Genomic DNA, 21,916 nt, shown 5'->3' on the forward strand with positions numbered 1-21,916 from the left:
GGGTCAAATCCTCACTGGGCCGCGACGGCTGGCGTGTTGTAAAGCACGATCGCAGCGGTCACCAGCAAATTGATCAGGGTCAGCGGCAGGCAGAACTTCCAGCTGAAGTCCATCACCTGGTCATAGCGTGGGCGCGGGATCGAGGCGCGCAGCAGGATGAACAGCATGATGAAGAACGCGGTTTTCAGCGCGAACCACAGGAACGACAGTTGCGGCAGGATGCCGAACGGACCGTGCCAGCCACCGAAGAACAGGGTCACCAGCAACGCCGAGATGAGGATGATGCCGATGTACTCACCGACGAAGAACATGCCCCATTTCATGCCGGCATACTCGATGTGGTAGCCGTCGGCCAGTTCCTGTTCCGCTTCCGGCTGATCGAACGGGTGACGGTGGGTCACAGCGACGCCAGCGATGAAGAAGGTGCAGAAGCCGAAGAACTGCGGAATGATGAACCACAGGTTCTGCGCCTGATACTCGACGATGTCGCGCATGTTGAACGAGCCCACCTGTACCACCACGCCCATCAGCGCCAGACCCAGGAACACTTCGTACGACACGGTCTGTGCCGAGGCGCGCAAGCTGCCCAGCAGGGCGTACTTGTTGTTCGACGACCAGCCGGCGAACAGCACCGCGTAGACCGACAGGCCGGCCATGGCGAAGAAGAACAGCAACCCGATGTTCAGGTCGGCGACGCCCCACAGCGGGGTGATCGGAATCACGCAGAAGGCGATCAGCAGGGCGCTCATGGCCACGACTGGTGCCAGGGTGAAGATCATGCGGTCGACGAAGGGTGGGTTCCAGTCTTCCTTGAAGAACATTTTCAGCATGTCGGCAGCGATCTGGAACATGCCGAACGGGCCGACGCGGTTCGGACCATAGCGGTCCTGCCACCAGCCCAGCAGGCGGCGCTCGACGAAGCTGAGCAGCGCGCCGCAGACCACCACAGCAAGCAGGACCACGATGGCCCGGACCACGGTGAGGATCACATCGATCACTTCGGGGGTGAACCAGCTCATTGTGCTGCCTCCTGCAGACCTTCGACGGATGCACCGAAGATGGCCGGCGGAATGCCGGCCAGGCCTTTGGGCAACGCAACCAGACCAGCGCCCAGTTCTTCATTGATACGCAGCGGCAGGCGCAGGGCCACGCCTGCGACGTTCAGGCTGAGCAGGGCACCCTCGTTGACGCCCAGTCGGTCGGCCTCGGACTTGGCCAGCGCGACGTAGGCGGTCGGGATACGTTCCTGCACCGGGGCGGCGCGCGAGGAGTTCTCTTCGCTGCCGAACAGGTGGAAGAATGGCACTGCGGTCCAGGTACCACGAGCTGGATTGAAGGCGCCTGGAATGGCGTCGAACCAATTCAGGCGATCGCCTTGCGACTCGATCAGGCGCACTCCGGGATCACCGGCACGCAGGTGGCCACCGACCTCGTCCTGGAACTTATTCCAGGCCTGTGGCGAGTTCCAGCCCGGCGACCAGGCGAACGGCACCTGCTGGCGCGGTTCGGCAGAGCCCGAGTAGCCTTCCATGGAGAAGGCGAACGCGGTGTCCTTGTCCTGTGGGGTACGCGGCTCGTGCACGCTGATGTTGGCGCGCATGGCGGTACGGCCAGAGTAGCGCAGCGGCTCACGTGCCAGCTTCATGCCCTTGATCCGGAACGCGGCGCTTGGCGCGGCGTCGACGATGCCGGCCAACTGCGGTGTAGCTTCGGCGCAGGCGCTGGTGACGTGGTCGAGCTGGGTCCAGTCCACCGGCTTGTTCAGCAGGGTGGCACGCAAGGCGTGCATCCAGCGCCAGCCTTCGTGGATCTGGATGCTGCTGTCCAGGTACTGTGGGTCGAATACCTGGAAGAAGCGCTGGGCACGGCCTTCCTGGCTGACCAGGGTACCGTCGCCCTCGGCGAACGAGGCAGCCGGCAGCACCAGGTGGGCGCGCTCGACGGTCGGGGTCTTGGAGTGATCGGCGACGATCACGACCTTGGCAGCAGCCAGTGCAGCGTCGACCTTGGCCGCTGGGACGCGGGCGTACAGGTCGTTTTCCAGCACGACGATGGCGTCGGCCTTGCCACTGATGACAGCATCCAGTGCGGCGTCCACCGACTCACCGCCCATCATGGCCATGCCGAGGCTGTTGGCCTCAGGCACGACCAGGCTCAGCGAGCCGTTCTTCTCGCGCAGCTTCAGAGCCTTGGCGATGTTGGCGGCGGCTTCGATCAGCGCCGGGTCGGCCAGGGAGGTGCCGGCGACCACCAGCGGACGCTTGGCGGCGACCAGAGCCTCGGCGATACGCTGGGCCAGGGCTTGTGCTTCCTGGTCCAGGCCGACGACGGCCGGTGCGCTCGGGTCGATCGCGTGGGCGACGGCGAAACCGATGCGGGCGAGGTCGGCAGGTGCCGCATGCACGCACTCTTCGGCGACGTCGTCGAGCTTGGTTTCAGCCAGAGAAGCGATGAACAGCGGGTACAGCGCGTGCTGGCCGATGTTCTTCACCGCGGCGTCGAGCCAAGGTTGGACCTTCATGCCCTCGGCCATGGCCTCGGCCTTGCCCTTGGTGGCCTGGCGCACGGCCAGGGCGACGCGGGCAGCGGTCTGGGTCAGGTCTTCACCGAGCACGAACACGGCATCGTGGTCTTCGATGTCGCGCAGGGTCGGCACCGGCAACGGGCTGTTGTTCAGCACGTCGAGCACCAGGCGTACGCGCGCCAACTCACCGGCTTCCATGCCCGAGTAGAAGTACTCGGCACCGACCAACTCACGCAGGCCGTAGTTGCTCTCGAGGCTGGCGCGTGGCGAGCCGATACCGACGATGGTGCGACCACGCAGCAGGTCGGCAGCTTTGTCCAGAGCGGCGTCCAGGCCCAGCTTGGTGCCGTCGGCCAGTTGCGGTTGGCGCGGACGGTCCGTGCGGTTGACGTAGCCATAACCGAAACGACCACGGTCACACAGGAAGTACTGGTTGACCGAGCCGTTGAAACGGTTCTCGATGCGACGCAGTTCGCCGTAGCGCTCGCCGGGGCTGATGTTGCAGCCGCTGGAGCAGCCATGGCAGATGCTCGGCGCGAACTGCATGTCCCACTTGCGGTTGTAACGCTCGGAATGGGTCTTGTCGGTAAACACACCGGTCGGGCAGACCTCGGTCAGGTTGCCGGAGAACTCGCTCTCCAGCACGCCGTCCTCGACGCGACCGAAGTACACGTTGTCGTGGGCGCCGTAGACACCCAGGTCGGTACCGCCGGCGTAGTCCTTGTAGTAACGCACGCAGCGGTAGCAGGCGATGCAGCGGTTCATCTCGTGGGCGATGAACGGGCCGAGGTCCTGGTTCTGGTGGGTACGCTTGGTGAAACGGTAGCGGCGCTCGTTGTGGCCGGTCATTACCGTCATGTCCTGCAGGTGGCAGTGACCGCCTTCCTCGCACACCGGGCAATCGTGCGGGTGGTTGGTCATCAGCCACTCGACGACGCTGGCGCGAAACGCCTTGGACTCTTCATCGTCGATGGAGATCCAGGTGCCGTCGGAGGCAGGGGTCATGCAGGACATGACGATACGACCGCGGGTGTCGTTCTCGTCGGTGTACTGCTTGACCGCACACTGCCGGCAGGCACCGACGCTACCGAGCGCCGGGTGCCAGCAGAAATAGGGGATATCGAGGCCTAGCGACAGACATGCCTGTAACAGGTTGTCCGCACCGTTGACTTCGAGCGCTTTGCCGTCTACGTGGATAGTGGCCATTGTTCAAAGTTCTTCGTTGGCCCGCGTGAGCGGGCGTGGCTAATGGAAATCGGTGAGCCTGCGACCGGCCGCGAATCGTTCGGGCCGGCCTGCGGGCTGGCGGGTGGCACGGACCACCCGCGTTCTATCTTTTTATGCGCCGACCACAATCGGCTTCGCCAAATTTGGGCGCAGGGTGTCACCCGCAGTTGCGGGCGCGACACCGGCCTCGAATTCGGACCTGAAATACTTGATGGCACTGCCCAGCGGCTCGACGGCACCCGGTGCGTGAGCACAGAAGGTGCGGCCTGGGCCGAGGAAGTTGACCAGACCCAGCAGCGTCTCGATGTCTTCGGCGCGGCCTTGGCCTTTTTCCAGGGCGCGCAGCATCTTCACGCTCCACGGCAGGCCGTCGCGGCATGGGGTGCACCAGCCGCACGACTCGCGGGCGAAGAACTCTTCCATGTTGCGCAGCAGCGAGACCATGTTGATGCTGTCGTCAACGGCCATGGCCAGGCCAGTACCCATACGGGTGCCGACCTTGGCGATGCCACCGGCGTACATCTGCGCATCGAGGTGCTCGGGCAGCAGGAAGCCGGTACCGGCGCCGCCTGGCTGCCAGCACTTGAGCTTGAAGCCATCGCGCATGCCGCCGGCGTAGTCTTCGAACAACTCGCGCGCGGTCACGCCGAATGGCAGTTCCCAGAGGCCGGGATTCTTCACTTTGCCGGAGAAGCCCATCAGCTTGGTGCCGTGGTCCTCGCTGCCTTCGCGGGCCAGCGACTTGTACCAGTCATTGCCGTTGGCGACGATCGCCGGCACGTTGCACAGCGTCTCGACGTTGTTCACGCAGGTCGGCTTGCCCCACACGCCGACGGCGGCAGGGAAGGGCGGCTTGGAACGCGGGTTGGCGCGGCGGCCCTCGAGCGAGTTGATCAGCGCGGTTTCTTCACCGCAGATGTAGCGGCCGGCACCGGTGTGCACGAACAGCTCGAAGTCGAAGCCCGAACCGAGGATGTTCTTGCCCAGCAGGCCGGCGGCCTTGGCTTCGTCGATGGCGCGGTTGAGGTTCTTCGCCGCTGTGGTGTACTCACCGCGCAGGAAGATGTAGCCACGGTAGGCCTTCAGGGCGCGGGCGCTGATCAGCATGCCCTCGACCAGCAGATGGGGCTGTTGCTCCATCAGCATGCGGTCCTTCCAGGTGTTGGGCTCCATTTCATCCGCGTTGCACAGCAGGTAGCGGATGTTCATGGATTCGTCTTTGGGCATCAGGCCCCACTTCACGCCAGTGGGGAAGCCCGCGCCACCACGGCCCTTTAGGCCGGAGTCCTTGACGCTCTGCACGATATCGTCGGCAGACATCTCGGCCAATGCCTTGCGGGCAGCGGCGTAGCCGTTCTTGGACTGATACTCGGCAAGCCAGACCGGCTCGCCATCGTCCCGCAGGCGCCAGGTCAGCGGGTGGGTTTCGGCCGAACGCGCGATGCGGTTGGCCGGGCCGAAGGAAGTAATGGTCATACGTAACCCTCCAGCAGTTTGGAAACGCCAGCAGGCTGTACGTCGCCAAAGGTGTCATCGTCGATCATCAGTGCCGGCGCCTTGTCGCAGTTGCCCAGGCAGCACACCGGCAGCAAGGTGAAGCGGCCGTCGGCGGTGGTCTGGCCGAGGCCGATGCCCAGCTCGCTCTGGATCTGGCTGACCACCGACTCGTGGCCGCCGATGTAGCAGACCATGCTGTCGCACACGCGGATGATGTGGCGACCGACCGGCTGGCGGAAGATCTGGCTGTAGAAGGTGGCGACACCTTCGACGTCACTGGCCGGAATGCCCAGCACTTCGCCGATGGCGTAGATGGCGCCGTCCGGCACCCAGCCACGTTCCTTCTGAACGATCTTCAAGGCTTCGATGGACGCCGCGCGCGGGTCCTCGTAGTGATGCATTTCGTGCTCGATGGCCGAGCGCTCGGTTTCGCTCAGGGCGAAACGGTCTGTCTGGATAAGCGTGCTGTTCATGCTTAGCGGTCCACGTCAGCCATAACGAAGTCGATACTGCCCAGGTACGCGATGAGGTCGGCGACCATGCTGCCTTTGATCACCGAAGGGATCTGCTGCAGGTGCGGATAGCTCGGGGTACGGATCCGGGTGCGGTAGCTCATGGTGCCGCCATCGCTCGTCAGGTAGTAACTGTTGATGCCCTTGGTCGCCTCGATCATCTGGAACGACTCGTTGGCCGGCATCACCGGGCCCCACGAGACTTGCAGGAAGTGCGTGATCAGGGTCTCGATGTGCTGCAGGGTGCGCTCTTTCGGTGGCGGCGTGGTCAGCGGGTGATCCGCTTTGTACGGGCCTTCCGGCATGTTGCGCAGGCACTGGTCGATGATGCGGATACTCTGGCGCATCTCCTCGACACGGACCATGCAGCGATCGTAGGCATCGCCGTTGTGGGCCAGCGGTACTTCGAACTCGAAGTTCTCGTAGCCGGAGTAGGGGCGGGCTTTACGCAGGTCGAAGTCGCAACCGGTGGCGCGCAGGCCGGCACCGGTGGTGCCCCAGGCCAGCGCTTCTTTGGTGTTGTACGCAGCGACGCCGATGGTACGTCCTTTGAGGATGCTGTTCTGCAGGGCAGCCTTGGTGTATTCGTCCAGGCGCTTGGGCAGCCACTCGACGAAGTCCTTGACCAGCTTGTCCCAGCCGCGCGGCAGGTCGTGGGCGACGCCGCCGATGCGGTACCAGGCCGGGTGCAGGCGGAAACCAGTGATCGCCTCGATCACGGTATAGGCGCGCTGACGGTCGGTGAAGGTGAAGAACACCGGGGTCATGGCGCCGACGTCCTGGATGTAGGTGCCCAGGAACAACAGGTGGCTGGTGATGCGGAAGAACTCGGCGAGCATGATGCGAATCACGTCGACCTTCTGCGGCACCTGGATGCCCGCCAACTTCTCGACCGCGAGCACGTATGGCAGGTTGTTCATCACCCCGCCGAGGTAGTCGATACGGTCGGTGTAGGGGATGAAGCTGTGCCAGGACTGGCGTTCGGCCATTTTCTCGGCGCCACGATGGTGGTAGCCGATGTCCGGTACGCAGTCGACGATTTCTTCGCCGTCCAGCTGCAGCACGATACGGAACGCACCGTGGGCCGAAGGGTGGTTGGGGCCGAGGTTGAGGAACATGTAGTCCTCGTTGGCGCCCTGGCGCTTCATGCCCCAGGCTTCCGGGTTGAAGCGTGCGGACTCCTCTTCAAGCTGCTGCTTGGCCAGGGTCAGGCTGTAGGGATCGAACTCGGTAGCGCGGGCCGGGTAGTCCTTGCGCAGCGGGTGACCTTCCCAGGTCGGCGGCATCATGATGCGGCTCAGGTGCGGGTGGCCGGCGAAATCGATGCCGAACATGTCCCACACTTCTCGCTCGTACCAGTTGGCGTTCGGCCAGATGCTGGTCACAGACGGCAGGTTCAGGTCGCCTTCGCTGAGCGAGACCTTGATCATCACGTCGCTGTTACGTTCGATCGACAGCAGGTGGTAGAACACGCTGAAGTCGGCGGCAGGCAGGCCGCGGCGCTGGGTGCGCAGGCGCTCGTCGACGCCGTGCAGGTCGTACAGCATGCTGTAGGGCTTGGCTACGCCGCGCAGGAAACTGAGCACTTCCTTGAGTTGGGCGCGTTGAACCCACAGCACGGGCATGCCGGTGCGGGTTTCCTGGGCGACGAATGCTTCGGCGCCGAATCGGTTGTGCAGTTCGACGACCACATCCTGGTCGTCTGCCTTGTAGGGCGGAATGTAAATAGCGTTGTCCGCTGTCATGGTCTCGGTCGCTTCGGGTCAGCGTTAAGAATGAAGCCAGGCCGCCGGCTCCTTGGAGCGGGCGGCAGGTCGCTGGATCAGACTTCGTCGGGGCTGCGCAGGTTGGTTACCGCAATGCGCTGTTCGCGACGCAGGTCTTTCTGGGCAGGCATCTCGGCACGGTAAATGCCTTGATCACCAACAACCCAGGAAAGCGGGCGTCGTTCTTGGCCGATCGACTCCTGCAGCAGCATCAAGCCTTGCAGGAAAGCCTCAGGGCGTGGCGGGCAGCCAGGCACGTAGACGTCCACGGGGAGGAACTTGTCGACCCCCTGAACGACCGAGTAGATGTCGTACATGCCGCCGGAGTTGGCGCACGAGCCCATGGAGATCACCCATTTCGGCTCGAGCATCTGCTCATAAAGACGCTGGATGACCGGCGCCATTTTCACGAAGCAGGTACCGGCGATGACCATGAAGTCGGCCTGACGCGGCGAGGCCCGGATGACTTCCGCGCCGAAGCGGGCGATATCGTGGGGTGCCGTGAAAGCCGTGGTCATTTCCACGTAGCAGCAGGACAGGCCGAAGTTGTACGGCCAGAGGGAGTTCTTGCGACCCCAGTTGACCGCGCCACGCAGCACATCTTCGAGCTTGCCCATGAAGATGTTCTTGTGGACCTGGTCCTCTAGCAGTTGATCGGTGACGGTTTCCCGTTCACCGACCGGGTACTGCTCGTTGGGCGCATCCGGATCGATTCTGGTGAGATTGTATTGCATGACAAAGCCTCATTGTTTCAGCTTCGCTTGCCGCTTGCGACGACCTTCGGGAGCCCAATCGAGCGCCCCGACGCGCCATAGGTAGACAAGACCAGCCAACAGAATTGCTATGAAAACGAGAGCTTCGACGAATCCGGTCCAGCCGCTTTCGCGGACGGACACAGACCATGCATACAGGAATAGGGCTTCGATATCGAAGATCACGAACAGCATCGCGACCAGATAGAATTTGGCGGACAGGCGCAGGCGGGCGCTGCCGACGGGCAGCATGCCGGATTCGAAGGGTTCGTTCTTGGCGCGGCCCCAGGCCTTGCTACCTAGCAGGCTGGACAGGCCGAGCATGAAGGCGCACAGGCCGACGACACCCAGGAGGAAAATGGCAAAGCCCCAGTTGTGGGCGATGAGTCCTGCCGAATCGGACATGCTAGAAATCCTTATACAGAGACCCAGCTCTGCAGTGTGAAATAGGTAGAGCGGCGACTTGGTGTCGCAGGCGCAGTGACCAAATGTCGCAGCTGAATCAATCGCGCTGATTTTATGGGTAAACCCGGTGCAAGTAAAATTTCTGTGGCACTTTTATTCGTAGGATTAAGAACATAAACCTCGCCTAACTGGCTGAAACCCTTGAGTTTCGGGGATTGTGCGCGGTTTTGTTAATTATGTTTCTTGTGCGCTGTAACGAAATGTTGGTTTCGTAATGATAATTAATATCATCTGAAAGGGCCGTATTAATTCGACTGTTTGCTGGTGCCGCCAAGTTCATGTGCGCACCTCCCTCCTTGCAAATGCGAAAAACTCTCGTTCTACCAGTATCGGACCGCTCGCGTACCGTCCTGGGTCAATGTTTTGTCGATGAGGGAGTGTTGGTGCCTATATAAGGAAGGCACGCTGGCGTGAAGGGGCAGATGGCTTGGATGAGGCATGGGCGGTCCTTGCTGCTGTGCTGCCTCAAGCATAGACCTGATCCGCAGGATTGCTGTGACCCTTGCGGGCAAAAAACAAGGCCCGGGGCTCTGGCGAACCCCGGGCCTTGTTCAGGGCATTGCTATCAGTGGAACTGCTCTTCCTCGGTCGAGCCGGTCAGGGCGGTCACCGACGAAGCGCCACCCTGGATCACGGTGGTCATGTCGTCGAAGTAACCCGTGCCGACCTCCTGCTGGTGCGCCACGAAGGTGTAGCCCTTGCTGGCGTCGGCGAATTCCTGCTCCTGCAGCTTCACGTAGGCAGTCATGTCGTTGCGGGCGTAGTCGTGCGCCAGATTGAACATGCCGTGCCACATGTTGTGAATGCCCGCCAGGGTGATGAACTGGTGCTTGTAACCCATGGCCGACAACTCGCGCTGGAACTTGGCGATGGTCGCGTCGTCCAGGTTTTTCTTCCAGTTGAACGACGGCGAGCAGTTGTAGGACAGGATCTGGTCCGGGTACTCCTTCTTGATTGCCTCGGCGAAGCGACGGGCTTCGTCCAGGTCCGGCTTGGCGGTCTCGCACCAGATCAGGTCGGCATACGGTGCGTAGGCCAGGCCGCGGGCGATGGCCTGGTCGAGACCGGCGCGTACCTTGTAGAAGCCTTCACGGGTACGCTCGCCGACCACGAATGGCTGATCGTATGGGTCGCAGTCGCTGGTCAGCAGGTCGGCGGCGTTGGCGTCGGTCCGTGCCAGGATGATGGTCGGTACGCCCGACACGTCAGCGGCAAGGCGTGCTGCAACCAGCTTCTGCACGGCTTCCTGGGTCGGTACCAGTACCTTGCCACCCATGTGGCCGCATTTTTTCACCGAGGCCAGCTGATCTTCGAAGTGCACCCCGGCGGCGCCGGCTTCGATCATGTTCTTCATCAGCTCGTAGGCATTCAGGACGCCGCCGAAACCGGCTTCGGCATCGGCCACGATCGGCGCGAAGTAATCGACGTAACCGTCGTCACCCGGGTTCTTGCCGGCTTTCCACTGGATCTGGTCGGCACGGCGGAACGCATTGTTGATGCGCTTGACCACGGTCGGTACCGAGTCGACCGGGTACAGCGACTGGTCGGGGTACATGGACTCGGCCGAGTTGTTGTCGGCGGCCACCTGCCAGCCCGACAGGTAGATGGCCTGGATGCCAGCCTTGACCTGCTGCACAGCCTGGCCGCCGGTCAGGGCGCCCATGCAATTGACGAAATCTTTTTCTGGGCGGAAGGAGGGGTGGGCACCTTCGGTGACCAGCTTCCACAGTTTTTCTGCACCCAGGCGCGCCAGGGTGTGCTCCGGTTGCAGCGAGCCACGCAGGCGAACGACATCGGCGGCGGTGTAGGTACGGGTCACGCCTTTCCAGCGCGGGTTCTCGGCCCAGTCTTTCTCGAGGGCTGCAATTTGCTGTTCGCGTGTCAGTGCCATGGAAATAAACCTCGTCGCATCGATCTTGGGGTAATTGTGCTGATGCTCGGAATGCCGGGTCAGGGGGCTGACGGCTGTCTTGTTCGCAGGTTTGCGGCGGCGACGAGAAGGCGCGAAGGAGGAAGGAAGGTGCAGGCCAGGCGAAGGTGTGCCCATGCAGGTTGGCTCGTGGATGCCGTGCTGCGGTGCGACGCGATTGCCGGTGCTGCGGTGATGCGCTTCCGTCCCTCGGGACAACTTCTTCGTTGCAGTCGCAATCCCGTCGAACCGCCTTGTGGGCCGTATAGACACGAGGCGCCTCCAGGGGTGGGAGGAGGGTGCCTCGGAGGCCCTTGCCAGGGCCCCTGATTAGCGGGAGCGAGGCCATCATGCCCTTGGGAAAAAGACCCTGTCAAATGTTTTGTAGTGCTTTTTTATCTCTACTACATCTTTGGTCTTATACGACTCGTCGGTCAGTTTCGAGGCCTTGGGTCGAGGCCTCGAATTACCTGGGTTCACTGCAAAAGGTCGACTTTTACCCGCAAAGTCATGTTTTCACCCCGTTGTGTGCTGTAGGTGAGCGAGGATGGCGCGTGGTCAGCTTGGCTCTGCTGGTTGTAGCCTGCCAGTGTGATCCATTCGCCGAGCTTTCCGGTGACTGTCGTGTCGGTGCTTTGCACTTTCACTACATCTGCACGTTCCTGGCTGATGCGGTCATTATTGCTGCTTATTTGCAGACGAACCGTTTCTCCGACCAGGCTGGGCGTAACATAGAAACCTTGGGTCACATTGCGGTATTCGGTATTGCTCTGAATGCGCCCGTAGCCGTCGGTGCTGGTACTGGTGATGGGGATGCTTTGACCGATCTGAATCAACGCCGGCTGGCCTTCGCTGGCCTGGATCTGCTGCAGGCCGCCCTCGCGATTGGACGTGCCATAACGGATGATCCGCGCATTGCCGTGATTGTCCTGAAAGTTGCTGTCGCTGTTGTCGACGCTGATCAACAGCCGCTTGGGCGCCGTATCGAGCTGTTGCAACAGCGTGCGCAGGTCGTCGATGCGTTCTGGACTGGCGTTGACGATGAGCGTGTTCTCGAACGCGCTGACCGTACCGTCCTTGCCCAGGAACCCCTGGGCCGTGGGCAGCAGTTCGGCGCTGGTACGATGCTGCAATGGCAGCACTTCGGTAGCGGCATGGGCGGTCAGGCTGCCGGTCAGCAGCAAGGCAGCGATGAGGGGGCGTAGCGGCATGTGCGTAATCTCCGCGGGTAGAATCAGCATGATGGCAAATTTGCTGGCGTCGTGCCGGTTGCGTGTCACAGGCTGTGTTTTATCTACAATTATCCGGTAGGCTATAAATTATAGTTGAGTTGATAAATGAGGATATTGGCATGAGCCCATCCCGCCCGATGTTCCGCCGCGAGCAACTGGCCCAGGCCCTTGCCCGCGACCTGGCCGGCGAGTCGCTGGTCGACTTCAGCTCCGGCATGTTTCTCGCCGCCCCTCGGCGTACCGGCAAAAGCACGTTCCTCAACAATGATTTCATCCCCGAATGCGTGCGACGCGGTTGGCTGCCGGTTTACGTCGACCTGTGGTCAGACCGCGATGTGGACCCGGCCACGTTGATCAGTGGTGCCATCGGCACGGCCCTGGCCGGTTTCGAAGGCGCCTTGGCGCGTACCGCGAAAAAAGCCGGCATCGACAAGATCAACCTGTTGCGCACCCTGAGCTGGGATTTCACCCGCCCACAATTGCCGGCCGGGACCACCTTGGCCCAGGCCCTGGCGGTGCTGCACCAAGTGAGCGGGCAGATGCTGGTGCTGATCGTCGACGAGGCTCAACACGCCCTCAACAGCGAGGACGGGCTCAATGCCATGTTCGCTCTCAAGGCCGCACGCGACCACCTCAACCGCGGTGACCGCCCCGATGGCTTGCGTCTGGTGTTTACCGGTTCCAGTCGCGACAAGCTGGCCAATCTGGTGCTCAAGAGCAAGCAACCGTTCTACGGTGCCAGCATTACCCCGTTCCCGTTGCTGGGCAGTGACTTCGTCGAGTTCATCACCGTCCTGTGGAACGGCCGCCTGGCTGCCAGCAACCAATTCAAGGTCGAAGATCTGGAGTACGCCTTCGAACGCGTCGGGCGGCGCCCGGAAATGCTCGGCAAGTTGCTCACCGAGGTCAGCCTTGGCCTGGGCGAGGCAGGCCATCTGGGTGAGCTGTTGCGCACCGGCGCGCTCAACCACCAGGCCGGGGTGTGGAGCGATTACGAGAGCGCCTGGAACGACCTGTCGCCGTTGCAGCAGGCTGTGCTGCAGGTGATGGCCGAGCGCACCTTGAGGCGACAGCCCTTCTCGCCGTTCACCGAGCAGACGCTGCTGGAGGTCAACCGCAAGCTCGAACATGCCCAGGCGCAAGCCAATGCCAGTACCGCCAACGTGCAAAAGGCCCTCGATGCCCTGCGTGACAAAGAACTCATCTGGAAGGCCAACCGCGGCGAGTACGCCCTGGAAGACGGTGCCGTGGCCGAATGGTTGGGCCGGGATGGGCGTTCCGGGCCATAGCGGTGGCCACTATCAGACAAATTCCGTAACATCGCGGGCCACGATTTTTTATCTGGCCCCCATCACGGCCCTGTGCTCTGCACCTGGTCCCAGGGGACTGTCACAGGAAACCAATGAAAACTGCTCGACTCCGCGCCGACGTGCTCGCCGGCCTGACTACCTCCTTCGCCTTGGTGCCCGAGTGCATCGCCTTCGCCCTGGTGGCACACCTGAACCCGCTGATGGGCCTGTATGGTGCCTTCATCATCTGCACTCTGACCGCGCTGTTCGGCGGACGCCCGGGCATGATCTCCGGCGCTGCCGGGTCGATGGCCGTGGTGATCGTGGCGCTGGTGGTGCAACAGGGTGTGCAGTATCTGCTGGCTACGGTAGTGCTTGGCGGATTGATCATGATCCTGTTCGGCGTCTTGCGTCTGGGCAAGCTGGTGCGCCTGGTGCCGTATCCGGTGATGCTCGGCTTCGTCAATGGCCTGGCGATCGTCATTGCGATGGCTCAGTTGGAGCACTTCAAGCACGGTGAGGCCTGGCTTGAGGGGACCGCGCTGTACCTCATGATCGGCCTGGTGGCGTTGACCATGCTGGTGGTCTATGTGCTTCCCAAACTCACTCGCGCGGTGCCGCCGGCCCTGGTGGCGATTCTTGGCGTGGGCCTTCTGGTATATCTGCTGGGGCTGCCGACGCGCACCCTTGGCGACATGGCGCATATCGCGGGTGGACTGCCTCAGCTTGCGCTGCCGCAAGTACCTTGGAATCTCGAGACCCTGAAAATCATTGCCCCGTACGCGGTATTGATGGCCATGGTCGGCCTGCTGGAAACGCTGCTGACCCTCAATCTCACCGACGAGATCACCGAGAGCCGCGGCTTCCCGGACCGTGAATGCGTCGCGCTGGGGGCTGCCAACATGGCGTCTGGCTTGTGTGGCGGCATGGGTGGCTGCGCGATGATCGGGCAGACCGTGATCAACCTCAGCTCCAATGGTCGTGGGCGTCTGTCCGGCGTGGTCGCTGGCGTGATGATCCTGTTGTTCGTGCTGTTCCTGTCGCCGTTGATCGAGCGCATTCCGCTGGCGGCGTTGGTCGGGGTGATGTTCGTGGTGGCCCAGCAGACCTTTGCCTGGGCCTCGCTGCGGGTGCTGCACAAGGTGCCGGTCAACGACGTGCTGGCGATCGTCGCAGTGACCGTGGTCACGGTGCTCACCGACCTGGCCATGGCGGTGCTGTTCGGTATCGTCATCGCTGCCGTGAACTTCGCCTGGCAGCATGCGCGCGAGCTGTATGCCGACAGCCATGAAGACGCCGAGGGTGGCAAGCATTACCAGGTCCATGGCACCTTGTTCTTCGCCTCGACTGCGCCGTTTCTCAATCAATTCGACCCGGCCAATGACCCGGACAAGGTGACCCTGGACTGCCAGCACCTACGTTTCGTCGATTATTCGGCGATCGCTGCGCTGACCACGCTGCGCGAGCGATACACCAAGGCGGGTAAGCACTTGCGGGTGGTGCATTTGTCTGAGCGTTGCAAGAAGCTGTTGAGGAGGGCGGGGGAGCAGCATTAGAAGAGGTGGTTGTCCGGGCGGGCCCTTTCGCGCGCAAGCCCGCTCCCACAGGATCCCCAGCGCTTTCAGATGTTGTGCTACCCCTGTGGGAGCGGGCTTGCCCGCGAAGAGGCCCGCCCGGACACCGCGAGTCACTCCCCGCGGCTTTTCTTCACGATCGCATCGGCAATGCTCGCCGGCGCCTCTGCATAGCGGGTGAACTCCATCGAGTAGCTCGCTCGGCCCTGGGTCATCGAACGCATCGAGGTGGCGTAGCCGAACATCTCGCCCAGCGGCACCTCGGCCCGGATCACCTTGCCAGCCGGGGTCTCGTCGCCATCCTGGATCATCCCACGGCGCCGGCTCAGGTCGCCCATGATGTCGCCCTGGTACTCCTCCGGGGTGACCACCTCGACCTTCATCACCGGCTCGAGCAACACCGCGCCGCCTTTTTGCGACAACTGCTTGGTGGCCATCGAGGCGGCGATCTTGTAGGCCATCTCGTTCGAGTCGACGTCGTGGTAGGAGCCATCGTAGACCGCCGCCTTCAGGCTGATCAGCGGGTAGCCGGCGAGGACGCCGTTCTTCATCTGCTCCTCGATACCTTTCTGGATGGCCGGAATGTATTCGCGCGGTACCACGCCGCCAACGATCTCATTGATGAACTCCAGGCCTTCCTGGCCTTCGTCTCCCGGCGCGAAGCGGATCCAGCAATGCCCATACTGGCCGCGCCCTCCGGATTGGCGCACGAAGCGGCCTTCGATCTCGCAGGTGTTACGGATCTTCTCGCGGTAGGCCACCTGCGGTTTGCCGATGTTGGCCTCGACATTGAACTCGCGGCGCATGCGGTCGACGATGATGTCCAGGTGCAGTTCACCCATACCGGAAATGATCGTCTGGCCAGTTTCTTCATCGGTCCTGACCCGGAACGAGGGGTCTTCCTGGGCCAGTTTGCCCAGGGCGATGCCCATTTTCTCCTGGTCGGCCTTGGTCTTGGGTTCCACTGCCACGGAGATGACCGGATCAGGGAAATCCATGCGTTCGAGGATGATCGGCTTGTCGATGTCGCACAGGGTATCGCCGGTGGTGACGTCCTTCATGCCGATCAGGGCGGCGATGTCGCCGGCGCACACGTCCTTGATCTCGGCGCGCTGGTTGGCGTGCATCTGCACCATGCGGCCGATGCGCTCTTTCTTGCCCTTGACCGAGTTGAGCACGGCATTGCCCGAGCTCAGCACGCCGGAATAGACCCGGGCAAAGGTCAGGGTACCGACGAAGGGGTCGGTGGCGATCTTGAACGCCAGTGCGGAGAACGGTTCGTTATCGTCGGCGTGGCGCTCCAGGTGTTTCTCTTCGTCATCCGGGTCGGTACCGCGAATCGCCGGAATCTCCGAGGGCGCCGGGAGGTAGTCGATGACCGCATCGAGCATCAGCGGAACGCCCTTGTTCTTGAAAGAGGATCCGAGGATGGTCGGCACGATCTCGTTGTTGAGCGTCCGTTTACGCAGCCCAGCCTTGATTTCCTCGATGCTCAGTTCCTCGCCATCCAGAAACTTCAGGGTCAGTTCATCGTCGGCCTCGGCAGCGGCCTCGACCATGTGCGCCCGCCATTCGTCGGCCAGCGCCTTGAGCTCGTTGGGGATCTCTTCTTCCCGGTAGCTGGTGCCCTGGTCGGCATCGTTCCAGTAGATAGCCTTCATCTTCACCAGGTCGATCTGGCCGATGAAGTTTTCCTCGCTGCCGATCGCCAGCTGGATGGGCACCGGATGATGGCCCAGGCGTTGGTCGATCTGCTTGACCACGCGCAGGAAGTCAGCGCCCTGGCGGTCCATCTTGTTGATGTAGGCCAGGCGCGGTACATGGTACTTATTGGCCTGGCGCCAGACCGTCTCCGATTGCGGCTCGACCCCGTCGGCACCACTGAACACCACGACCGCGCCGTCGAGCACGCGCAGCGAACGCTCCACTTCGATGGTGAAGTCGACGTGGCCGGGGGTATCGATGATGTTGAAGCGGTAGCGGTCGGCGAACTGCTTGGTCGAGCCCTGCCAGAACGCCGTGGTGGCGGCGGAGGTGATGGTGATGCCGCGCTCCTGTTCCTGGGCCATCCAGTCCATGGTCGCGGCGCCATCATGCACCTCGCCCATCTTGTGGTTGACTCCGGTGTAGAACAGGATGCGTTCGGTGGTGGTGGTCTTGCCGGCGTCCACGTGGGCGACGATACCGATATTGCGGTACAGCTCGATAGGCGTTGTGCGGGCCATGGTCGACTACCTGCGGCGGTGCGGGGATCCTCCCAAGGTAGCAGACCGGGAGAATCCTGCCGCCCCGCCGGACGTCAGTCGGCCTGGGCTTGCAGCATCCACTGACCTTCCACTTCGCGGGCCAGTCCGCTGGCCGGCAGCAGCGCCAGCAGGCGCGGGTGCAGGGCGGCCTCGGTGAAGATCTTGAGCGTGGCCAGGTCGAGCGCGCCGGTCGGGTTGAGTTCGGCCTTGGTGTACGACAGCCAGGCTTTTTTCAGGACCTGCAGCACATCGCTGCCTGCCGTGCTGGCGAAGCGGCGGTGCAGTTGACGGCCATCGAGGGTGAAGCTGTGCTGATGGTTGTAGCTGGCCGGGTCACTGCCTTCGCCACAGCGATGGCAGGTGCAGGGACCCTCGCCGAAGGCATTGCGCAGGTAGTTGTTGAAGTCCACGACGGGCTTGAGGGTCAGGCGTTTGTCGACCTCGAACAGGTCGGCGATCAGGGGTTCTTCGGCGCTCACTCGGTGTCCTCGTGTGGTGTGGCGTGCATCGCCGGCACCCTAACAGATTGGCGGCGGGGAGGCCATTTGCATCTCCTTTCGCCTTGTGCGGGTAGTCCGCGCAGAGGCCGCTAGAGACAAGCGCCGACACCTGCCGTACTCTACGCGCCCATCCACCTACGTATCGTTCCGAGGTAAACCCGTTTGAGCAACAAGTACCCGTACATCGCCACCGTCACCGTCAGCGCCGAAGACCGCGGTGGTGACACCGAGGCTTCGGAAAATCCCAGCATGCGTGTCGGCCTGGAGGCGGTGACCGAAACCCTGAAGAAGGTGCATTTCGTCGGTACGCTCGCAGCCCCGGAAAAATCCCCGACGCATATCTGCGTGACCTTGGAGAACGGCCTGACCTACTACGGTCCGATCGTCAACGGTCACGCCGAACTCGAAGGCGGCTGGATCGCCTTCGAGTCCGACATGCTCACCCCCGAAGAGCTGGGCCTGTAACGCTCAAGCCAGTTCCGCCAGGCACTGCTCGAGGATATCCAGGCCTTCCTCGAGCACCTCGGCCTCGATGGTCAAGGGCGCCAGCAGGCGGATGATGTGTCGCGCCTTGCCGCTGGGCATCAGCAGCAAACCTTTGTCTCGGGCCGCTTCCAGTACCTTGGTCAGTTGCGCCGGTGCGGGGCTGCCATCGGCATGGACGAATTCGATGCCGCGCATTGCGCCAACGCCGGTCAGGCGACCGATGAAGGTACTCAGGCCGGTGGCCTGCCAGCGCGCATGGCGGCTGACGATCGCCTGCTCCTGCCGCTCGCCCCAGGTCGCAATGTGCTCGTCGGTCATCTGTGCAAGGCTGGCCAGGGCCGCGGCGCAGGCAATCGGGTTGCCTGAGTAGGTCCCGCCCAGGCCACCCTTGGGCAATGCTGCCATCAGTTCCTTGCGGCCAACCACTGCGCCCAGTGGCATGCCCCCGGCGATGCTCTTGGCCAGCAACAGCAGGTCTGGCTCGATACCCAGGCGCGGGAAGGCGAAACGTTGGCCGGTGCGGCCGAAGCCAGACTGGATTTCGTCGATGATCAACAGGATGCCGTGTTCATCGCAGAGTCGGCGCAGGGCCTGGGCGAACGCGGGGTCCAGAGCCAGGAAGCCGCCTTCGCCTTGCACTGGTTCGATGATGAAGGCCGCCACGTCCTCTACCGCCAGCTCCACGCTGAACAAGCGATCCATGGCCTTGAGCGCCTGTTCGCAGGTGATGCCGGTGTCACCGCTGGGGTAGGGCAGGTGGTACACCGGCCCTGGCAGGTCGCCCACTCGCTGCTTGTATGGCGCGACCTTGCCGTTGAGGTTCAGGGTGGCCAGGGTGCGGCCGTGGAAGCCGCCATCGAAGGCGATGATCGCGCGTTTTCCTGTGGCACCACGGGCCACTTTCAAGGCGTTTTCCGCCGCTTCCGCGCCGCTGTTGGTGAGCATCCCGGCCAAGGGGTAGCTGACCGGAACGAACTGGCGCAGACGCTCCATCAGCTCCAGATAGGGGCCATGGGGCGCGGCGTTGAAGGCATAGTGGGTGAGCCGACCGGCTTGAGCCTGGATGGCTGCGACCACGGCAGGGTTGCAATGCCCCAGGTTGAGCACGCCGATACCGCCGACGAAGTCGATATAACGTTTACCCGTGATATCCCAAACTTCGGCATTGCGGCCATGGGAAAGTGTGATCGGATGAACGATGGCAATGGATTGACTGATACTTTCCTGGTTCATGGGCACGCAGACCTTGTTCGAGTTTCTTAATATCCAAGCGTGTCGGGGTATTATTCCGCAAACGAATTATTCGATTGCGATCATTCCACCGATTCATGAACTTTTCGCTTTATGGTGTGTTTGTTTGCCTTTTCGCGGGCACCCACCTCAAACCCCCTCAGCCACCCGCTCCCGTATCCACTGCACGAAGGCCCTGACCTTGGGCACCTCGGCCGCATGTTCGGCATGGGCGATGAAGTGCCGGCCATTGCTCGCTAGCGGATGATCCCAGGGCACCACCAGCTTGCCTTCGCTCAGCTCTTCGGCCACCAGGTAACGGGGAATCAGGGCGATGCCGCAGCCCGCAATGGCCGCGCGAATGCACAGGTAGAACGTGTCGAAGCGGGGGCCGTGGTAGCTGTTCTGGCTATGCAGGCCCAACCCGAGAAACCATTCATGCCAGGCCTCGGGGCGCGATGCGCATTGCAGCAGGCGGTGTTCGGTGAGCGCCTCGGCGCTGTCGAAGCGGAATCTGGCCTGCAACTGCGGGGCGCACACCGGCACCACCTCTTCGCTGAACAGTTCGATGCAGGTCGCCCCGGGCCAAGTGCCCTGGCCGAAGAAAAAGGCGATGTCGGCCTTGGCTTGTACCAGGTCGAAGGGCTCCAGTTCATTGCGGATATCCAAGTGGATGCGCGGGTGGCGTTCGCCAAAGCCCTTGAGCCGGGGTACCAGCCAGCGGGCACCGAAGGTCGGTTGGGTGGCGATGCGCAGCACTTCGGTTTCGTCGCCGTAGCTGAGGATGTAGCGGCTGGAGATGTCGATCTGGGTGAGGATCTTGTTCACCTCGGTCAGGTACAGGGCGCCCGCCGGGGTCAGGTGCAGGCGTCGACGAATCCTTTGGAACAGAGAGTGCGAAAGCATGTCCTCGAGCTGAGCCACTTGCTTGCTGACCGCGCTCTGGGTCAGGTGCAGCTCCTGCGCGGCGCGGGTGAAGCTCAGGTGCCGGGCAGCGGCTTCGAAGCACTGCAGGGCCGTGGTGGAAGGCATCAATCGTTTGGACATGGTAGGCGTGTACCGAGCGAAAAAAGGAAAGAGTTCATTCCGTATCGGAATTATGTGCTTCGAAAAGGTCGTTTGTTGACCCGGCCCTATAGATTAATACTGACCTCGATCAATAATGACAACCGGTGTTGCGAAGTAGGAGGAAAGTGCGCGACACCGTGATCAGAAAAACAAAAAGAGCAACACGACCTACAAGAATTCTGCTCCAACTCTTCAGCCGCCCAACGTCGCGGCCGACCCATTAGAGGGTTCTCCATGGCTTCGCTAGATAACAAGAAACAGCGTTCCCTGCAGCACGGTTTGACCTCCCGTCAGGTCTCCATGATCTCCATCGCCGGCATCATCGGGGCCGGCCTGTTCATTGGCTCGTCGAACGCCATCGCGACCGCCGGGCCGGCCATTCTCATTTCCTACGCCATGACCGGACTGCTGGTCCTTCTGGTGATGCGCATGCTCGGTGAGATGGCAATTGCCAACCCCAGCAGCGGCTCGTTCTCCACCTACGCCAGCGAGGCCATCGGCCCTTGGGCAGGCTTTACCATCGGGTGGTTGTACTGGTGGTTCTGGGTATTGATCATCCCGGTCGAAGCCATCGCCGGCGCCGATATCCTGCATGCCTACTTCCCGGCGGTGCCGTCCTGGCTGTTCGCCTTCCTGATCATGGTCGTGCTGTCGGGCACCAACCTGGTCAGCGTCAAGAACTTCGGTGCGTTCGAGTACTGGTTCGCCCTGGTCAAGGTCATCGCCATCCTGGCCTTCATCGTCGTCTGCAGCCTGGCCGTGTTCGGCTTCTGGCCGCTGGCCGAAGTGTCCGGGGTCAGCCGCCTGTGGGACAGCGGCGGCTTCATGCCCAATGGCTTCGGCACGGTGCTCGGTGGCGTATTGATCACTATCTTCTCGTTCTTCGGCGCCGAGATCGTCACCATTGCCGCGGACGAGACCGCCAACCCCAAGGACAAGATCCGCCGCGCCACCAACCTGGTGGTGTACCGCATCGCCATTTTCTACCTGGCCTCGATCTTCCTGGTGGTATCGCTGGTGGCCTGGAATGACCCCGGCCTGAAGGCGGTAGGCTCGTTCCAGCGCGTGCTGGAAGTGCTCAACGTGCCGGGCGCCAAGCTGCTGGTCGACCTAGTGGTGCTGGTGGCGGTGACCAGTTGCATGAACTCGGGGCTGTATACCGCATCGCGCATGCTCTATTCGCTCGGCGCCCGGGGCCAGGCGCTGAGCATGACCAAGCGCATTTCCGGGGCGGGCGTGCCGACCGTGGCCGTGGTGCTCTCCACCCTGGCAGGCTTCGTCGGTTGCTTCGTCAACTATGTGCTGCCGGGTAAGGTGTTCGGCTTCCTGCTATCGACCACCGGCGCCATCGCCTTGCTGGTGTACCTGGTGATCGCTGTTTCGCAACTGCGCATGCGTGCTAGGGCCGAGCGCGAAGGGCAGGCACTGGAGCTGAAAATGTGGTTGTTCCCGTGGCTGACCTGGGCGGTGATCGGCACCATCGTGATGGTGCTCGGTTACATGTTGTTCAGCGATGCCTACCGCTACGAAACTTTGATGACGGCGGGTGTGACCCTGTTCATCCTGCTGGTCTCGATGACCCAGCGTGTTGGCAAAGGGGTTGTCCAGCCAGCCTGATGGATCGCCATTGTATGGAGGG

General features: G+C 62.3%; 17 protein-coding genes. 4 read left to right on the forward strand and 13 right to left on the reverse strand.

Annotation, left to right across the window (positions count from 1 at the left end):
* Nucleotides 1-11: 11 nt before the first annotated feature.
* The 9 genes from nuoH to E2H86_RS23400 form a co-directional block, all read right to left on the reverse strand.
* Entirely contained in the window at nt 12-1,019 is a 1,008-nt protein-coding gene (gene nuoH, locus E2H86_RS23360; protein WP_054884882.1) for an NADH-quinone oxidoreductase subunit NuoH, read from the reverse strand.
* Nucleotides 1,016-3,730 (reverse strand): NADH-quinone oxidoreductase subunit NuoG, encoded by a 2,715-nt coding sequence (nuoG, locus tag E2H86_RS23365; RefSeq protein WP_133331887.1) that lies wholly within the window; start codon nt 3,728-3,730, stop codon nt 1,016-1,018. Before nuoG ends, nuoH begins: the two co-directional genes overlap by 4 nt.
* A 132-nt stretch (nt 3,731-3,862) precedes the next feature.
* Nucleotides 3,863-5,227 (reverse strand): NADH-quinone oxidoreductase subunit NuoF, encoded by a 1,365-nt coding sequence (gene nuoF / locus E2H86_RS23370; protein WP_133331888.1) that lies wholly within the window; start codon nt 5,225-5,227, stop codon nt 3,863-3,865.
* Nucleotides 5,224-5,721: an NADH-quinone oxidoreductase subunit NuoE gene (nuoE, locus tag E2H86_RS23375; protein ID WP_012313767.1), complete on the reverse strand. Its 498-nt coding sequence runs from the start codon at nt 5,719-5,721 to the stop codon at nt 5,224-5,226. Before nuoE ends, nuoF begins: the two co-directional genes overlap by 4 nt.
* Before the next feature lie 2 nt (nt 5,722-5,723).
* Nucleotides 5,724-7,505 carry an NADH-quinone oxidoreductase subunit C/D gene (gene nuoC, locus E2H86_RS23380; protein WP_133331889.1) on the reverse strand — a complete coding sequence of 594 codons (1,782 nt, stop codon included), beginning with the start codon at nt 7,503-7,505 and terminating at the stop codon, nt 5,724-5,726.
* Nucleotides 7,506-7,582: 77 nt separating this feature from the next.
* Entirely contained in the window at nt 7,583-8,260 is a 678-nt protein-coding gene (locus E2H86_RS23385; RefSeq protein ID WP_133331890.1) for a NuoB/complex I 20 kDa subunit family protein, read from the reverse strand.
* Between the two features lie 9 nt (nt 8,261-8,269).
* The gene (locus E2H86_RS23390; RefSeq protein ID WP_011534614.1) at nt 8,270-8,683 is read right to left on the reverse strand and encodes an NADH-quinone oxidoreductase subunit A; all 414 of its coding nucleotides are present in this window, start codon (nt 8,681-8,683) and stop codon (nt 8,270-8,272) included.
* Nucleotides 8,684-9,308: 625 nt separating this feature from the next.
* Complete coding sequence (gene aceA / locus E2H86_RS23395) at nt 9,309-10,634, reverse strand: isocitrate lyase (RefSeq protein WP_133331891.1); 1,326 nt, start codon at nt 10,632-10,634, stop codon at nt 9,309-9,311.
* A gap of 494 nt (nt 10,635-11,128) precedes the next feature.
* Nucleotides 11,129-11,863, reverse strand: a complete 735-nt coding sequence (locus E2H86_RS23400; protein WP_133331892.1) for a secretin N-terminal domain-containing protein — start codon at nt 11,861-11,863, stop codon at nt 11,129-11,131.
* 140 nt (nt 11,864-12,003) lie between these two features.
* Between E2H86_RS23400 and E2H86_RS23405 the strand changes: the two genes are divergently transcribed.
* Both E2H86_RS23405 and E2H86_RS23410 read left to right on the forward strand, forming a co-directional pair.
* Nucleotides 12,004-13,173 carry a hypothetical protein gene (locus E2H86_RS23405; protein WP_133331893.1) on the forward strand — a complete coding sequence of 390 codons (1,170 nt, stop codon included), beginning with the start codon at nt 12,004-12,006 and terminating at the stop codon, nt 13,171-13,173.
* A gap of 113 nt (nt 13,174-13,286) precedes the next feature.
* Nucleotides 13,287-14,729 carry a SulP family inorganic anion transporter gene (locus tag E2H86_RS23410; protein WP_133331894.1) on the forward strand — a complete coding sequence of 481 codons (1,443 nt, stop codon included), beginning with the start codon at nt 13,287-13,289 and terminating at the stop codon, nt 14,727-14,729.
* 131 nt (nt 14,730-14,860) lie between these two features.
* On the opposite strand, the gene fusA is transcribed toward E2H86_RS23410, so the two are convergent.
* Both fusA and E2H86_RS23420 read right to left on the reverse strand, forming a co-directional pair.
* Entirely contained in the window at nt 14,861-16,972 is a 2,112-nt protein-coding gene (gene fusA, locus E2H86_RS23415; RefSeq protein ID WP_133331895.1) for an elongation factor G, read from the reverse strand.
* A 74-nt stretch (nt 16,973-17,046) separates the two neighbouring features.
* Nucleotides 17,047-17,472, reverse strand: a complete 426-nt coding sequence (locus tag E2H86_RS23420; protein ID WP_133331896.1) for a hypothetical protein — start codon at nt 17,470-17,472, stop codon at nt 17,047-17,049.
* Nucleotides 17,473-17,655: 183 nt separating this feature from the next.
* On the opposite strand from E2H86_RS23420, the gene E2H86_RS23425 reads away from it, so the two are divergent.
* The gene (locus E2H86_RS23425; protein ID WP_133331897.1) at nt 17,656-17,958 is read left to right on the forward strand and encodes a hypothetical protein; all 303 of its coding nucleotides are present in this window, start codon (nt 17,656-17,658) and stop codon (nt 17,956-17,958) included.
* A gap of 3 nt (nt 17,959-17,961) precedes the next feature.
* On the opposite strand, the gene E2H86_RS23430 is transcribed toward E2H86_RS23425, so the two are convergent.
* Together E2H86_RS23430 and gcvA are read right to left on the reverse strand one after the other, a co-directional pair.
* Complete coding sequence (locus tag E2H86_RS23430) at nt 17,962-19,212, reverse strand: 2-aminoadipate transaminase (RefSeq protein WP_133331898.1); 1,251 nt, start codon at nt 19,210-19,212, stop codon at nt 17,962-17,964.
* 147 nt (nt 19,213-19,359) lie between these two features.
* Nucleotides 19,360-20,256 (reverse strand): transcriptional regulator GcvA, encoded by an 897-nt coding sequence (gcvA, locus tag E2H86_RS23435; protein ID WP_133331899.1) that lies wholly within the window; start codon nt 20,254-20,256, stop codon nt 19,360-19,362.
* A gap of 255 nt (nt 20,257-20,511) precedes the next feature.
* On the opposite strand from gcvA, the gene E2H86_RS23440 reads away from it, so the two are divergent.
* Nucleotides 20,512-21,894 (forward strand): amino acid permease, encoded by a 1,383-nt coding sequence (locus E2H86_RS23440; RefSeq protein WP_133331900.1) that lies wholly within the window; start codon nt 20,512-20,514, stop codon nt 21,892-21,894.
* Nucleotides 21,895-21,916 lie beyond the last annotated feature (22 nt).

It is taken from the genome of Pseudomonas putida, assembly GCF_004357765.1.
GTDB lineage: Bacteria > Pseudomonadota > Gammaproteobacteria > Pseudomonadales > Pseudomonadaceae > Aquipseudomonas > Aquipseudomonas putida_U.

Coding starts and splice junctions, on each gene's coding strand:
- nuoE (WP_012313767.1), bottom strand. CDS start 5,721: ATGAACAGCACGCTTATCCAGACAGACCGTTTCGCCCTGAGCGAAACC.
- E2H86_RS23400 (WP_133331892.1), bottom strand. CDS start 11,863: ATGCCGCTACGCCCCCTCATCGCTGCCTTGCTGCTGACCGGCAGCCTG.
- nuoC (WP_133331889.1), bottom strand. CDS start 7,505: ATGACAGCGGACAACGCTATTTACATTCCGCCCTACAAGGCAGACGAC.
- E2H86_RS23440 (WP_133331900.1), top strand. CDS start 20,512: ATGGCTTCGCTAGATAACAAGAAACAGCGTTCCCTGCAGCACGGTTTG.
- E2H86_RS23410 (WP_133331894.1), top strand. CDS start 13,287: ATGAAAACTGCTCGACTCCGCGCCGACGTGCTCGCCGGCCTGACTACC.
- E2H86_RS23390 (WP_011534614.1), bottom strand. CDS start 8,683: ATGTCCGATTCGGCAGGACTCATCGCCCACAACTGGGGCTTTGCCATT.
- fusA (WP_133331895.1), bottom strand. CDS start 16,972: ATGGCCCGCACAACGCCTATCGAGCTGTACCGCAATATCGGTATCGTC.
- gcvA (WP_133331899.1), bottom strand. CDS start 20,256: ATGTCCAAACGATTGATGCCTTCCACCACGGCCCTGCAGTGCTTCGAA.
- nuoG (WP_133331887.1), bottom strand. CDS start 3,730: ATGGCCACTATCCACGTAGACGGCAAAGCGCTCGAAGTCAACGGTGCG.
- nuoH (WP_054884882.1), bottom strand. CDS start 1,019: ATGAGCTGGTTCACCCCCGAAGTGATCGATGTGATCCTCACCGTGGTC.
- E2H86_RS23385 (WP_133331890.1), bottom strand. CDS start 8,260: ATGCAATACAATCTCACCAGAATCGATCCGGATGCGCCCAACGAGCAG.
- aceA (WP_133331891.1), bottom strand. CDS start 10,634: ATGGCACTGACACGCGAACAGCAAATTGCAGCCCTCGAGAAAGACTGG.
- E2H86_RS23405 (WP_133331893.1), top strand. CDS start 12,004: ATGAGCCCATCCCGCCCGATGTTCCGCCGCGAGCAACTGGCCCAGGCC.
- nuoF (WP_133331888.1), bottom strand. CDS start 5,227: ATGACCATTACTTCCTTCGGCCCGGCCAACCGCATCGCGCGTTCGGCC.
- E2H86_RS23430 (WP_133331898.1), bottom strand. CDS start 19,212: ATGAACCAGGAAAGTATCAGTCAATCCATTGCCATCGTTCATCCGATC.